Annotated in this window: 12 protein-coding genes; 7 read left to right on the top strand and 5 right to left on the bottom strand. The window is 71.0% G+C overall.

What is annotated here, in order from left to right; translation table 11 throughout:
• Positions 1–44: 44 nt before the first annotated feature.
• The 4 genes from Asi03nite_RS02690 to serA all read left to right on the top strand — a co-directional run bounded on the left by Asi03nite_RS02690 (position 45) and on the right by serA (position 5,272).
• Positions 45–1,874 (top strand): acetolactate synthase large subunit, encoded by a 1,830-nt coding sequence (locus Asi03nite_RS02690; RefSeq protein ID WP_203676747.1) that lies wholly within the window; start codon positions 45–47, stop codon positions 1,872–1,874.
• 89 nt (positions 1,875–1,963) lie between these two features.
• Positions 1,964–2,482 carry an acetolactate synthase small subunit gene (gene ilvN / locus Asi03nite_RS02685; RefSeq protein WP_203676746.1) on the top strand — a complete coding sequence of 173 codons (519 nt, stop codon included), beginning with the start codon at positions 1,964–1,966 and terminating at the stop codon, positions 2,480–2,482.
• 73 nt (positions 2,483–2,555) lie between these two features.
• Positions 2,556–3,569, top strand: a complete 1,014-nt coding sequence (gene ilvC / locus Asi03nite_RS02680) for a ketol-acid reductoisomerase (RefSeq protein WP_203676745.1) — start codon at positions 2,556–2,558, stop codon at positions 3,567–3,569.
• A gap of 128 nt (positions 3,570–3,697) precedes the next feature.
• Positions 3,698–5,272: a phosphoglycerate dehydrogenase gene (gene serA / locus Asi03nite_RS02675; RefSeq protein ID WP_203676744.1), complete on the top strand. Its 1,575-nt coding sequence runs from the start codon at positions 3,698–3,700 to the stop codon at positions 5,270–5,272.
• Between the two features lie 21 nt (positions 5,273–5,293).
• On the opposite strand, the gene Asi03nite_RS02670 is transcribed toward serA, so the two are convergent.
• Complete coding sequence (locus Asi03nite_RS02670) at positions 5,294–5,629, bottom strand: hypothetical protein (RefSeq protein ID WP_373872083.1); 336 nt, start codon at positions 5,627–5,629, stop codon at positions 5,294–5,296.
• Between the two features lie 374 nt (positions 5,630–6,003).
• Between Asi03nite_RS02670 and Asi03nite_RS02665 the strand changes: the two genes are divergently transcribed.
• Together Asi03nite_RS02665 and Asi03nite_RS02660 are read left to right on the top strand one after the other, a co-directional pair.
• On the top strand, positions 6,004–7,029 hold the full coding sequence (locus tag Asi03nite_RS02665) for a 3-isopropylmalate dehydrogenase (RefSeq protein WP_203676893.1): 1,026 nt from the start codon (positions 6,004–6,006) through the stop codon (positions 7,027–7,029).
• Between the two features lie 126 nt (positions 7,030–7,155).
• Positions 7,156–8,253, top strand: coding sequence for a branched-chain amino acid aminotransferase (locus Asi03nite_RS02660; protein WP_203676742.1), 1,098 nt, complete (start codon positions 7,156–7,158; stop codon positions 8,251–8,253).
• Between the two features lie 97 nt (positions 8,254–8,350).
• Here the strand turns inward: Asi03nite_RS02660 and Asi03nite_RS02655 are convergent, their stop codons facing one another.
• Entirely contained in the window at positions 8,351–9,094 is a 744-nt protein-coding gene (locus Asi03nite_RS02655; protein WP_239102310.1) for a tyrosine-protein phosphatase, read from the bottom strand.
• 198 nt (positions 9,095–9,292) lie between these two features.
• Between Asi03nite_RS02655 and cimA the strand changes: the two genes are divergently transcribed.
• Entirely contained in the window at positions 9,293–10,864 is a 1,572-nt protein-coding gene (gene cimA / locus Asi03nite_RS02650; RefSeq protein ID WP_203676740.1) for a citramalate synthase, read from the top strand.
• 12 nt (positions 10,865–10,876) lie between these two features.
• Here the strand turns inward: cimA and thrS are convergent, their stop codons facing one another.
• The 3 genes from thrS to Asi03nite_RS02635 form a co-directional block, all read right to left on the bottom strand.
• Positions 10,877–12,091, bottom strand: coding sequence for a threonine--tRNA ligase (gene thrS / locus Asi03nite_RS02645; protein ID WP_203676739.1), 1,215 nt, complete (start codon positions 12,089–12,091; stop codon positions 10,877–10,879).
• A 136-nt stretch (positions 12,092–12,227) separates the two neighbouring features.
• The gene (locus Asi03nite_RS02640; RefSeq protein ID WP_203676738.1) at positions 12,228–12,764 is read right to left on the bottom strand and encodes a GNAT family N-acetyltransferase; all 537 of its coding nucleotides are present in this window, start codon (positions 12,762–12,764) and stop codon (positions 12,228–12,230) included.
• Positions 12,761–13,756, bottom strand: a complete 996-nt coding sequence (locus Asi03nite_RS02635) for an endonuclease/exonuclease/phosphatase family protein (protein WP_203676737.1) — start codon at positions 13,754–13,756, stop codon at positions 12,761–12,763. The genes Asi03nite_RS02640 and Asi03nite_RS02635 overlap by 4 nt, the downstream gene beginning before the upstream one ends.
• Between the last annotated feature and the right edge of the window lie 14 nt (positions 13,757–13,770).

The raw sequence follows: 13,770 nt of genomic DNA, 5'->3' as shown, positions 1-13,770 counted from the left end.
GTTGCTCGAGTGCTGGACGCCAAACCGAAAAGGTCTGAACTGCCATGACGAGACCCACGCCTGAAACCCTCGCCCATCGAGTCACTCCGGCCACCGTCGCGGCGGCCGTGAACACCGCTCCGGTCGCCACGGCTCCGGTAGCCACCACGGGCGCCGGCGCGCTCGTCCGGTCGCTCGAGGCGCTCGGGGTGGAGGTCGTGTTCGGCATTCCGGGCGGGACCATCCTGCCGGCGTACGACCCGCTGTTCGACTCCAAGGTCCGGCACATCCTGGTCCGGCACGAGCAGGGCGCGGGGCACGCCGCCACCGGGTACGCCCAGGCCACCGGCAAGGTCGGGGTGTGCATGGCGACCAGTGGGCCGGGCGCGACGAACCTGGTCACCGCGATCGCCGACGCGTACATGGACTCGGTGCCGATCGTCGCGATCACCGGCCAGGTCTCCCGCTCGGCGATCGGCACGGACGCCTTCCAGGAGGCGGACATCCAGGGCATCACCCTGCCGATCACCAAGCACAACTTCCTGGTGCAGACACCGGAGGAGCTGCCCCGCGTGCTCGCCGAGGCGTTCCACCTGGCGGCCACCGGCCGGCCCGGCCCGGTGCTGGTCGACATCCCGAAGGACGTCCAGCAGTCGCAGACCACGTTCGCCTGGCCGCCGACCCTGGACCTGCCCGGGTACCGGCCGACCCTGCACCCGCACGGCAAGCAGATCCGCGAGGCGGCCCGGCTGATCGCGACGGCCAGGCGCCCGGTGCTCTACGTCGGCGGTGGCGTGCTGAAGGCCGGCGCCACCGAGGGGCTGCGCAAGCTGGCCGAGCTGACCGGCATCCCGGTGGTCACCACGCTGATGGCCCTCGGCGCCTTCCCCGACTCGCACCCGCAGCACCTGGGCATGCCCGGTATGCACGGCACCGTCCCGGCGGTCTACGCGCTGCAGAAGTCGGACCTGCTGATCACCCTGGGCGCCCGGTTCGACGACCGGGTCACCGGCCGGCTGGACTCGTTCGCGCCGGACGCCAAGGTGGTGCACGCCGACATCGACCCGGCCGAGATCGGCAAGAACCGGCACGCGGACGTCCCGATCGTCGGCGACGCCCGGCACGTGATCGACGAGCTGATCGCCGCGGTCTCCGCCACGGCCGGCGGCGTCGAGCAGTACACCGCCTGGTGGAACACGCTCAACGAGCTGCGCGAGCGGTACCCGCTGGGTTACGAGGAGCCGACCGACGGCACGCTGGCCCCGCAGTACGTGATCGAGCGGATCGGTGAGCTGGTCGGCCCGGACGCGATCTACTGCGCCGGCGTCGGGCAGCACCAGATGTGGGCGTCGCAGTTCATCAGGTACGAGAAGCCGGGCTCCTGGCTCAACTCCGGCGGCGCCGGGACCATGGGGTACGCCGTGCCGGCCGCGATGGGCGCCAAGGTGGGCCGGCCGGACACCCCGGTCTGGGCGATCGACGGCGACGGCTGTTTCCAGATGACGAACCAGGAGCTGGCCACCTGCGCGCTGGAGGGGATCCCGGTGAAGATCGCCGTGATCAACAACGGCAACCTGGGCATGGTCCGGCAGTGGCAGACCCTGTTCTACGACGGCCGGTACTCCAACACCGAGCTGGGCACCCACAAGCACCGGATCCCGGACTTCGTGAAGCTGGCCGAGGCGCTCGGCTGCGTCGGCCTGCGCTGCGAGTCGAAGGCGGACGTCGACAAGGTCATCAAGCAGGCCATGGAGATCAACGACGCCCCGGTGGTCATCGACTTCACGGTCGGCAAGGACGCCATGGTGTGGCCGATGGTCGCGGCCGGCACCAGCAACGACGAGATCATGTTCGCCCGGGACGTGCGTCCCACGTTCGACGAGGACGACCTCTAGGTCATGACGAACTGCACCGAGCGGCGGCCAGCCGCACCTGAGGACGGCCTCGCAGGCGAGGGCCGGGCGGGCATGACGGAGGAGGCACAGTGACGAACAAGCACACGCTCAGCGTGCTGGTCGAGAACAAGCCAGGTGTGCTGGCCCGGGTCAGCGGGCTGTTCTCCCGGCGCAGCTTCAACATCGACTCCCTGGCGGTCGGCGAGACGGAGAACCCGGACGTCAGCCGCATCACGATCGTGGTCAACGCCGACTCCTCACCCCTGGAGCAGGTGACCAAGCAGCTCAACAAGCTGGTCAACGTCCTGAAGATCGTGGAGCTGGACCCGGTGCAATCGGTCCAGCGTGAGCTCCTGCTGGTCAAGGTGCGCGCCGACCGGGCGCAGCGTGGCCAGGTGCTCGAGACCGTCGAGTTGTTCCGGGCGCGGGTGATCGACGTCGCTCCGGACACCCTGACGATCGAGGCCACCGGTAATCCCGACAAACTGGATGCGTTGCTGCGCGACCTCGAGCCGTACGGCATCAAGGAGATGGTCCAGTCGGGTCTCGTGGCGATCGGCCGCGGTTCCCGCTCCATCACCACCGGCCCCGCGCTGCGTGCCGCTTAGTTTTCCCCCGTCCGACCGCCCCACCCACCGCCCTAGAGCGGACTGAAGACTCAACATTCGAAGAAGGAAGTTCATGACCGCGGAAGTGTTCTACGACGACGACGCCGACCTGTCGATCATCCAGGGCAAGAAGGTCGCCGTCATCGGCTACGGCAGCCAGGGCCACGCGCACTCGCTCTCGCTGCGCGACTCGGGTGTCGAGGTCGTGGTCGGTCTGCAGGAGGGTTCCAAGAGCCGCCCGAAGGCCGAGGAGCAGGGCCTCACGGTGAAGACCCCGGCCGAGGCTTCCGCCTGGGCCGACGTGATCATGGTGCTGGCGCCGGACACCGCGCAGCGCAAGATCTACGCCGAGTCGATCGCCCCGAACCTGTCCGCGGGCAAGGCGCTCTTCTTCGGCCACGGCCTGAACATCCGCTTCGAGCTGATCAAGCCCCCGGCGGACGTGACGGTCGCGATGGTCGCCCCGAAGGGCCCGGGCCACCTGGTCCGCCGCCAGTACGTGGACGGCAAGGGCGTGCCCGCCCTGATCGCTGTCGAGCAGGACCCGGACGGCAACGGCCAGGCGCTCGCCCTGTCCTACGCGAAGGCGATCGGCGGCACCCGCGCCGGCGTCATCAAGACGACGTTCAAGGAGGAGACCGAGACCGACCTGTTCGGCGAGCAGGCCGTGCTCTGCGGCGGCACCGCGGCGCTGGTGCAGACCGGGTTCGAGGTGCTCACCGAGGCCGGCTACGCGCCGGAGATCGCGTACTTCGAGTGCCTGCACGAGCTCAAGCTGATCGTGGACCTGATGTACGAGGGCGGCATCTCCCGGATGCGCTACAGCGTCTCGGACACCGCCGAGTTCGGCGACTACGTCTCCGGCCCCCGGGTGATCAACTCGGAGACCAAGCAGGAGATGAAGCGGATCCTCTCGGACATCCAGTCCGGCGAGTTCACCCGCCGCCTGATCGCCGACGACGAGGCCGGCGGCCCGGAGCTCAAGAAGTACCGGGAGCAGGGCGCCGAGCACCCGATCGAGGTCACCGGCAAGAAGCTGCGCGGCATGATGAGCTGGGTGGACCGGCCGATCACCGAGACCGCCTGATCTCCGCGACGCGAAGGAGCCCGACCGGTCGACCGGTCGGGCTTTTTCCGTGAGTGAACCGGACCGGTGGGGCCGCGGGTCCGTACCATTCGGGTCCGTCAATGCCGACGAACCCGGATGGAGGCTCCATGACGTCCGTCGTCCTGGTAACCGAGGAATTGGCGCCCGCCGCGATCGAGGTGCTCACCGCCGACCACGAGGTCAGATCGGTGGACGGCACGGACCGGCCCGCGCTGCTCGACGCACTGCAACCGGCCGAGGCGGTGATCGTCCGGAGCGCCACCCGGATCGACGCCGAGGCCCTGGAGGCCGCACCACACCTGCGCGTCGTGGCGCGGGCCGGGGTGGGGCTGGACAACGTCGACATCCCGGCTGCGACCGCCCGCGGCGTGCTGGTGGTCAACGCCCCGACCAGCAACATCATCTCGGCCGCGGAGCAGGCGGTGGCGCTGCTGCTGACCACGGCCCGGCACACCGCGAGCGCCAGCGCGGCGCTCAAGGCGGGGCACTGGAGGAGGTCCGCGTACACCGGTGTCGAGGTGTACGGCAAGACCGTCGGCGTCGTCGGGCTGGGTCGGATCGGTGTCCTGGTGGCCCAGCGGATGGCGGCCTTCGGGACGAACCTGATCGCCTACGACCCGTACGTCCAGCCGGCCCGCGCCGCGCAGCTCGGCGTCCGCCTGGTCGGCCTGGACGAGCTGATCCGGGAGAGCGACTTCATCTCGGTGCACCTGCCGCGCACGCCGGAGACGATCGGCATGATCGGCGAGAAGGAGCTGGCCGAGGCGAAGCCCGGGGTACGGATCGTGAACGCGGCCCGGGGTGGCCTGGTCGACGAGCGCGCGCTGGCCGACGCGATAGCCGCCGGGCGGGTGGCCGGGGCCGGGCTGGACGTGTTCGAGACCGAGCCGCTGAGGTCGTCGCCGCTGTTCGCCTTCGACACCGTGACCGTCACCCCGCATCTGGGCGCGTCCACCGTCGAGGCGCAGGACAAGGCAGGCCTGGCGGTGGCCCGGAGCGTGCGGCTGGCGCTGCGCGGCGAGTTCGTGCCGGACGCGGTCAACGTCCGGGCCGGCGGGGCGCTGGACGAGGACGTACGCCAGCTCCTGCCCCTGGCCGAGAAGCTCGGCCGGGTCTTCACCGCGGTCGCCGGTGGTGTGGCCGCCCGGGTCACCGTGGAGGTCCGCGGCGAGGTCGCCACGCACGACGCCGGCGTGCTCCGGCTGGCCACCACGAAGGGCCTGTTCGCCTCCGTGGTGGCCGAGCGGGTGACCTATGTGAACGCGCCGCAGCTGGCCGCCGGCCGGGGGGTCGAGGTGGAGCTGGCGACGTCGGAGGACGCCGGCGGGCACGAGAGCCTGATCGTGGTCCGGGGCGCCCTCGCGGACGGCCGCACCGTCGCGGTGGCCGGGGCCGGCGCCAAGCTGGTCGAGGTGGACGGCTTCGAGCTGGATCTGCCGGCCGACGGCGTGCTGCTGTTCTTCCGCTACCGGGACCGTCCCGGTGTGGTCGGCCGGATCGGCACCACGCTGGGCCGGGCCGGCGTCAACATCGCCGCGATGCAGGTCGCCCGGAAGGCCGCCGGCGGCGAGGCGCTGATGACCCTCACCGTCGACTCGTCCGTCGACCCGGAGCTGCTGGCCACGGTGGCCGCCGGGGTGCGCTCGACCAGCGCGGCCGCGGTCGATTTGCGGGCTGCGTAGGGCCTGTCCCGCGGACAGGCCCTACGCCACCCGGGCGGGTGGCGGATACACCGTGCCGTCCTGGAGGTCCAGCAGGTCGAGGTTCAGCTCGGCGGCCAGCCGCTCCACGGTCTCCAGGACCACGTCCGGGCAGTTCTCGTCCAGGCGCATCTGGATGTGGTCCGCGGCGGCGTGCAGCGGGGTGCTCGCCCACGGCGAGCCGGGTGCCGTCGCCCGCGGCCCGCGATCCGGGTAGGTGCTGGTCAAGGCGTCGTAGAAGGCGACGACGCGGGGGTCGGCCGGGCGCTGCGGGTGTACGCCCGCGGCGCACCGGGCATTCGCCGCGCGCACCTCGTCCGGCGCCGCCGTCGGGTTCATCGCCCACACCACTAGGTCGAAACTCACCGGCGCATGGTGCCACTACCGCCGCCCGTACGTTGAGAACCCGTGTGCCGACACGCGGGGATGCGTCTTGCGCGTCTTTAGTCCGCATCGCTAGCGTTGGTCCCAGCCGCACGTTCTTCGGTGGGCGCGTCTTCGGGTGACGCGGTCTGCCGTGGGCCGGGCGGTGGGATTTCGGCGGGACCGAGCCACGCGTACTCGTCGCAGCAGCCCCCGTGATCGTTTGCCGCGATCCGGGGGCTGTTCGTGTCCGGGGTAGTTCACCATGTGGGACTCGCGTTCCGAGTCGCGGGACTGCGGGTTACCGTGTGTGTTGCTTGTCCGGACGTGTGTGGGGAGTCGACGTGAGCGTGGCGCGGATCGCGGTGGTGGCCGGCGACGGCATCGGAACCGAGGTGACCGCGCAGGCGCGCAAGGTGATCGACGCGGTCCTGCCCGGGGTCGAGTACCAGGAGTACGACCTGGGCGCCCGCCTCTACCACCGCACCGGCGAGGTCCTGCCGCAGTCGGTCCAGCAGGAGCTGGCCGGCCACGACGCGATCCTGCTCGGCGCGATCGGCGACCCGAGCGTCCCGCCGGGCGTCCTGGAGCGCGGCCTGCTGCTCAGGCTCCGCTTCGACTTCGACCAGTATGTGAACCTCCGCCCGTCCAAGCTATGGCCGGGCACCACCAGCCCGCTGGCCGGCGTGAAGCCCGGCGAGATCGACATGGTGGTGGTCCGCGAGGGCACCGAGGGCCTCTACGTCGGCGCCGGCGGCGTGCTGCACAAGGACACCCCCGCCGAGATCGCCACCGAGGAGAGCCTGAACACCAGGCACGGCGTCGAGCGGGTGATCCGGGACGCGTTCGACCGCGCCCAGCGCCGCGAGCGCCGCCACCTGACCCTGGTGCACAAGACGAACGTGCTCACCCACGCCGGCAACCTGTGGTCGCGGGCCTTCGCCGCGGTCGCCGCCGAGTTTCCCGACGTCACCACGGAGTACCAGCACATCGACGCGGCCAGCATGTTCATGGTCAGCAACCCGCAGCGGTACGACGTGATCGTCACCGACAACCTGTTCGGCGACATCCTCACCGACATCGCCGCCGCCGTGACCGGTGGCATCGGCATGGCGGCCAGCGGCTCGGTCAACCCGGAGCGCCGGTTCCCGTCGACCTTCGAGCCGGTGCACGGCTCCGCGCCGGACATCGCCGGCCAGGGTGTCGCCGACCCGGCCGCGGCCATCCTCTCCGCGGCGCTGCTGCTCGAGCACCTGGGCCGGCACGCCGAGGCCGGCCGAGTAACCGAGGCGGTCGCGGCCGAGGTCGCGTCCCGCACCGCGGGCGCGCCGCTGCGTACCGCCGAGGTCGGCGACCGGGTCGCCGCCGCCGTCTGACGCTCCGCGTCCCCGCGCTTCACGACGCCCCACGGTCATTGTTTTAACGACCGTTCGGGGTAGATTCATGGGCGCACCACGGGTACCCCTCGCATGCTTGTTTCCCAGAAAGCAGGTCCTCTTGTCATGAGCGGTGGTGACGGCCTCGAATTCGAGATCCGCCCGAACCCGGCGCCGGTAGGCGACGCAGAGCGTGCCGCGCTGCTGGCCAATCCCGGATTCGGCCGGATCTTCACCGACCACATGGTCACCGTGCGTTACGCCGAGGGCAAGGGCTGGTACGAGCCCCGCGTCGAGGCCCGCGCGCCGATCCCGATGGACCCGGCCAGCGCCGTGCTGCACTACGCGCAGGAGATCTTCGAGGGCCTGAAGGCGTACACGCTGCCCGACGGCGGCGTCGCCATGTTCCGCCCGGACGCCAACGCCGCGCGCTTCGCCCAGTCGGCCCAGCGGATGGCCATGCCGCAGCTGCCCGAGGAGCTGTTCCTCAGGTCGCTGCACGAGATCATCTCGATCGACCGGCGGTGGATCCCGGAGGGCGAGGACGGCAGCCTCTACCTGCGCCCGTTCGCCTACGCCAGCGAGGTCTTCCTCGGCGTGCGCCCCGCGCGGGAATATCTGTACCTGGTGATCGCCTCCCCGGTCGGGGCGTACTTCTCCGGCGGCGTCAAGCCGGTGTCGGTCTGGGTCACCCCGGACTACACCCGGGCCGCCCCCGGCGGCACCGGCGCGGCCAAGTGCGGCGGCAACTACGCCGCGGGTCTCTCCGCGCAGGCCGAGGCCATCGAGCACGGCTGCGACCAGGTGGTCTACCTGGACGCGGTGGAGCGCAAGTACATCGACGAGCTGGGCGGCATGAACGTCTTCCTGGTGCTGGACGACGGCAACCTGGTCACCCCGCCGCTGACCGGCACGATCCTGCCGGGCATCACCCGCGACTCGGTGATCAAGCTGGCCGGGCGGGCCGGCCGACGCGTCGAGGAACGCCCGATCAGCCTGCAGGAATGGCGCGACGGCGCCCGCTCCGGCCGGGTCCGCGAGGCCTTCGCCTGTGGGACCGCCGCGGTGATCACCCCGATCGGCACGCTGAAGAGCCTGGACGGCGAGGTCACCATCGCCGGCGGCGCTCCCGGCGAGGTGACGATGGGCCTGCGCGGGGAGCTGGTGGACATCCAGCGTGGCCGCGCGGAGGACACGTTCGGCTGGGTCCACCGCGTCTTCTGAGAAGACCGTCCCGGGTCAGCGGAGGCGTTTCGCTCTCCGCTGACCCGCTTTTCGTCGGTACGGGTTGTGGCCATCTCGCCGCTTGCCGCGCGCCGGGTCAGCCCTCCAACAGGTGGCGGCGCATCGCGGCGATCTCGGCGCCGGTCAGGCCGATCTCGCGGACGTAGTCCTCGACCGAGCCGTGCAGCGCCCGCAGATCGTCCAGGAACAGCCGCATCGCCGCGGGCGGCGAGTCGAACATGTGCTCGTTCCCGGCGATCGTCTCCGGGCTCGTGGTCAGCAGGTACTCCGTGAGCGGGGCCATCGCCGCAGTGGTCAGCGCGTAGTCGGTGGCGATGTCGTGGTCGGAGACCCCGAGCAGCGCGAGCGTGAGGGCGCAGATCGTGCCGGTCCGGTCCTTGCCGGCCATGCAGTGCACCACCACCGGCGCGGCGGCCGGGTCGGCGATCAGGCGCAGCGAGTCCAGGATGCCGGCCCGGCCGTCCTCGGCGAAGTTGAGATAGCGGTCGGCCAGCCAGCGCTCGTGCACCGTGCCCTCGGGGTGCTCGACCTCCTCCCAGTCGATGTGCTCGAGCACCAGGTTGCGGTAGTCGGCGCCGTACCGCTCGTGCACCCGGCCGAACCTCTCCACCTCGAACGGGCGGCGCAGGTCGATCACGGTGCGGATGCCCAGGGCGGTGAAGGCGGCGGCGTCGTCGTCGCCGAGCCGGTGCAGCGAGTCGGCCCGGAAGAGCCGTCGCCAGCGGACGGTCCGGCCGTCGAGACCGGGGTAGCCGCCGACGTCGCGGAAGTTGTAAGTGGCGGAGAACCTTAGATTTCGCGAGTATGATTCGGCAACCACGCCGACAAAACTAGTCCCGATAAGTGGAACAGCGCTCTTTCCGGAGCCGGATAGTGGCATGCTTCATCTCGTGACCCACCTCGTGCTGATTATTCGCACTTAGCGCGCCGGCTGAAGCAACGCCGCCGCGCAGACCTCCCGCATCCGCGGGGGGTCTTTTTGTTGTGGTGTGGGTGACCGACGGAAAGGACGTCCCCGATGGAGTACCAGGTCTTCGACACGACGCTGCGCGACGGTGGGCAGCGCGAGGGAATCAGTTACACGGTCGCCGACAAGCTTGCCGTAGCGCGGCTGCTGGACGAGTTCGGCGTGGGCTTCATCGAGGGCGGCTGGCCCGGCGCCATGCCCAAGGACACCGAGTTCTTCGAACGCGCGAAGACCGAGTTGCAGCTCAAGCACGCGGTGCTGGTCGCCTTCGGGTCGACCCGCAAGGCCGGCGTCGACGTGGCCGCCGACGGGCAGGTCCAGGCGCTGCTGCAGGCCGGCACGCCGGTGGTCTGCGTGGTGGCCAAGTCGGACGTCCGGCACGTGGAGCGGGCGCTGCGCACCACGCCCGAGGAGAACCTGGCGATGGTCCGGGACACCGTGCGGCATCTGGTCGCCAACGGCCGGCGCGCGTTCGTCGACTGCGAGCACTTCTTCGACGGCTTCCGGTTCGACCCGGAGTACACCGCCAGCGTGGTACGGACCGCGATCGACGCCGGCGCCGAGCGCGTGGTCATGTGCGACACCAACGGCGGCATGCTCCCCTCGATGATCACCAAGGCGATCGAGGAGGTGGTGGAGCGCACCGGGGTGAGCGCCGACCGGCTCGGCATCCACTGCCAGAACGACACCGCCTGCGCGGTGGCCAACACGGTCGCCGCGGTAGAGGCCGGGGTGAAGCACTTCCAGTGCACCGCGAACGGCTACGGCGAGCGCCCCGGCAACGCCGACCTGTTCGCCACGGTCAGCAACCTGCAACTCAAGCTCGGGCTGAAGGTCCTACCGGACGGATGCCTGGAGAAGGCGACGCGGGTCTCGTCCGCGCTCGCCGAGATCGCCAACATCGCCCCCGACACCCACCAGGCCTACGTCGGGGCCGCCGCCTTCGCCCACAAGGCCGGGCTGCACGCGAGCGCGATCAAGGTGGATCCGCTGCTGTACAACCACGTCGACCCGGCGGTTGTCGGCAACGACATGCGGATCCTGGTGACCGAGATGGCCGGCCGGGCCAGCATCGAGCTCAAGAGCCGCGAGCTCGGCATCGACCTGGCCGGCCGTCCGGACACGCTCTCCGCGGTCACCCGCAAGGTGAAGGACCTGGAGGCCACCGGCTGGTCCTTCGAGGCCGCCGACGCCTCGTTCGAGCTGCTGGTGCGCGGCGAGCTGCCCGGCGGGGAGGTGGCGGAGCCGTTCACTCTGGAGTCGTACCGGGTGCTGGTCGAGCACCGCGAGGACGGCAAGGTGATCTCCGAGGCGACCGTCAAGGTGCGGGTCAAGGGCGAGCGGATGATCGCGACCGCCGAGGGCAACGGCCCGGTCAACGCCCTCGACGAGGCGTTGCGCGGCGCGCTCTCCAACCACTATCCGGCACTGAGGTCGTTCGAGCTGACCGACTTCAAGGTACGCATCCTGGAGGGCGCGCACGGCACCAACGCGATCACCCGGGTCCTGCTGGAGACCGGTGACAGCCAGCGCGAGTGGACCACTGTCGGCGTGCACGAGAACATCGTCGAGGCCAGCTGGACCGCCCTGGTCGACGCCCTGACCTACGGCCTGGCCCGGTAGATCGCCGGCCGGTCAACCGGCGGCGATCACCAGGTCCCGGTCGTCGGTGACGCGGGCGGCGGCGACCGCGCGGATCAGCGAGATCGCCTCCGCCCCGGGCATCGGGTCCAGCTGCCGGCCGCCGCGCAGGCGCAGCGAGACCAGGCCGTCCGCCGCCTCGCGGGCGCCGATCACCGCGACGTACGGGACCTTCGCGGCCGCCCGGATCCGTGCGCCGAGCGACCCGTCGTGGTGTTCCTCGACGCGCAGGCCGGCGGCCACGGCGTCCCGGGCGAACGACGAGTCCACCCCGGCGAGCGGCAGCACGGCGAGCTGCACGGGCGCGTACCAGACCGGGAACGCGCCGCCGCGCTCCTCGATGAGCTGGCCGAACAGCCGCTCCATCGAGCCGGCCAGGCTACGGTGCACCATCACCGGCCGGGCGCGGGCGCCGGAGGAGTCGACGTAGGACAGATCGAACCGCTCCGGCTGGTGGAAATCGATCTGCACGGTGGCGATGGTCCACTCCCGGCCGGCCGCGTCCACGACCTGGACGTCGATCTTCGGACCGTAGAAGGCGGCCTCACCGGGTTTCTCGTCGTACACCAGCGAATTGTCGGCGAGCGCGCGCCGCAGCAACGCCTCCGACTCCGCCCAGGTCTCCTCCCGCCCGCCGTATTCCTTCCCCGGCCCGCGCAGCGAGAGCTGGTACGACGCCGGCCGCAGGCCGAGCGCGGCGTGCGCCTCGCGCATCATCCGCAACACCGCGGAGACCTCTGACGACGCCTGCTCAGGAGGGCACAGGACGTGCGAGTCGTTGAGCGAGATCGAGCGGACCCGGGACAGCCCGCCGAGCACGCCGGAGCGCTCCTGGCGGTACATCTGGCCCAGCTCGGCGATGCGCAGCGGCAGGTCACGGTACGACCGCTGCCGCGCCTTGAAGATCAACGCGTGATGCGGGCACAGGCTGGGCCGCAGCATCAGCTCGTCGTCGCCGACCGGCATCGGCGGGAACATGTCGCCGGAGAAGTTCGCCAGGTGCCCGGACAACTCGTACATCTGGCGCTTGCCCAGCACGGGGGAGTAGACGTGCTGGTAGCCGTTGCGGCGTTCCAGGTCGTACAGGTAGGACTCGACCTCGTGCCGGGCCGCGGCGCCGGCCGGGAGCCAGAACGGCAGGCCGGCGCCGATCAGCGGGTCGGAGTCGAAGAGGTCCAACTCGCGGCCGAGTTGGCGGTGGTCGTACATCGGGGTCTCCTTCGCGAGAGCCCGCGCGACCTGCCGATGCCCCGGGCGGGTCGCCCGGGGCCGTTTCAGTCAGCGCGACTGGACGCCGGGGTCTGCCGGCGTGGTCGTCATCGCGCTGCTGCACATGCCGCTGAGGTTACGATCCGGCCCGCGAGGCGGCCAACCAGTTTTCCGCGACGATCTGGAACAGGTGGTGGTCCTGCCACTCCCCGGCGATCCGCAGGTAACGCGGGGCCATCCCGAACTTCTCGAAACCATTTTTGATCAGTACGCGCTGTGACCGCCTGTTGTGCGGCAGCGTGCCCGCCTCGACCCGGTGCAGGTCGTACTCGGTGAAGGCGCGCCGCAGCGTCTCGGCCACCGCGGACGTCGCCACCCCACGGCCGGCGTGCTCCTCGGCCACCCAGTATCCGAGGCTCGACGACTGGAACGGGCCGCGCACGATGTTGTTCAGGTTGATCTGGCCGGCCGGCGCGCCGTCCACCAGGATCACGTGCGGCAGCGAGCTCCCGGCGCGCAGCACCTCGGAGATGATCCTCCGCTGCCCCTCCACGGTGTAGAAACTCTCCTCGCGGATCGGTTGCCACGGCTCCAGGTACTCCCGGTTCGCGGCCAGGATCCCGGTCATCGCCGGCACGTCGTCGAGGGTCAGGGCGCGGACGGTGACCTTCATGACGCCGCCGGGAGGATCAGCTCGGCGATCACCGAGCGGTGGTCCGAGTCCTTCACCGGGTGCACCGACACGTCACGTACTCCGATCTGCTCGTCGACCAGGACATGGTCGATGATGACCGGTGGGATCGGGTCGCCGTCGTACGGCCCCCAGGTGCCGATCAGGCCCTTGCCGGCGGCGGCCGCCGCGTCGCGGTAGCCGCGCGAGACGAGTTGCCGCAACGCGGCGTGGTCCAGCGTCGAGTTGAAGTCGCCGAGCAGGATCCGGCGCGGGTTGCCGCCGTCCGATCCCGGTTCGGCGGCCAGGTCGGCCCGCCAGCCGGCGAACGTGTCCGGCGCGGACGGGGCGAGCGGGTGCACCGACTCGACGACGACCGGGACGGCGCCGGGCGGCTGGATCGTCCCGTACGTCTGCAGGAAACCGCCGCCGTTGCGCTTCGCGCCCGGCTCGGCCAGCGGGAACCGGGAGTACAGCCCGGAGCCGCTGGCGCCCGGCTCGGCGGCGAGCGACCGGTAGGGCAGCAGGTCGCCGAGCCCGGCCGCGGCCAGGCGGGTCTCCGCGTCCGGCGAGAACTCCTGCACGGCCAGCACCGCCACGTCGTACTCGCGCACCAGCCGGACGATCCGCGCCGCGTCCGCGCCGCCGAACAGCAGATTCGCTGTCATCACCGGCAGCCGCACGCCCGTGCTCGGGCCGGGGCCCGGATCGGGCAGGGCGCGCGGCAGCACGCACGCCACCAGAGCCACGGCGGCCAGCGCCGCCACGATCCCCGCCGCCCAGCGCCGGAGGGCCAGCGCCAGGACGGCGAGGATCACCACCCCGAGGGCGACGTACGGGGTGAAGGCCATCATCTGGATCAACCGGCCCGGCTCCCACCCGCCGAGCCGGAACCCGGTCCAGACCAGTCCCGGAGCGAGCAGGAGCCAGAGCAGAACGGTCACGCCGGTGCGGCGGGCCGGGCGCGTCTGAGGGGGCGCGTCGGTGATCGTCATGGCCGCGACGTTAG

The organism is Actinoplanes siamensis (assembly GCF_016862395.1).
Classification (GTDB): Bacteria; Actinomycetota; Actinomycetes; order Mycobacteriales; family Micromonosporaceae; genus Actinoplanes; species Actinoplanes siamensis.
The sequence above is the reverse complement of the archived record's forward strand: the minus strand, read 5'-3'. Positions and strand labels throughout refer to the sequence as shown.

Excerpts from the sequence above, each read along its gene's own strand:
- Asi03nite_RS02690 (WP_203676747.1), top strand. The coding sequence starts at position 45 with ATGACGAGACCCACGCCTGAAACCCTCGCCCATCGAGTCACTCCGGCC.
- ilvC (WP_203676745.1), top strand. The coding sequence starts at position 2,556 with ATGACCGCGGAAGTGTTCTACGACGACGACGCCGACCTGTCGATCATC.
- serA (WP_203676744.1), top strand. The coding sequence starts at position 3,698 with ATGACGTCCGTCGTCCTGGTAACCGAGGAATTGGCGCCCGCCGCGATC.
- Asi03nite_RS02670 (WP_373872083.1), bottom strand. The coding sequence starts at position 5,629 with ATGAACCCGACGGCGGCGCCGGACGAGGTGCGCGCGGCGAATGCCCGG.
- Asi03nite_RS02660 (WP_203676742.1), top strand. The coding sequence starts at position 7,156 with ATGAGCGGTGGTGACGGCCTCGAATTCGAGATCCGCCCGAACCCGGCG.
- cimA (WP_203676740.1), top strand. The coding sequence starts at position 9,293 with ATGGAGTACCAGGTCTTCGACACGACGCTGCGCGACGGTGGGCAGCGC.
- thrS (WP_203676739.1), bottom strand. The coding sequence starts at position 12,091 with ATGTACGACCACCGCCAACTCGGCCGCGAGTTGGACCTCTTCGACTCC.
- Asi03nite_RS02640 (WP_203676738.1), bottom strand. The coding sequence starts at position 12,764 with ATGAAGGTCACCGTCCGCGCCCTGACCCTCGACGACGTGCCGGCGATG.
- Asi03nite_RS02635 (WP_203676737.1), bottom strand. The coding sequence starts at position 13,756 with ATGACGATCACCGACGCGCCCCCTCAGACGCGCCCGGCCCGCCGCACC.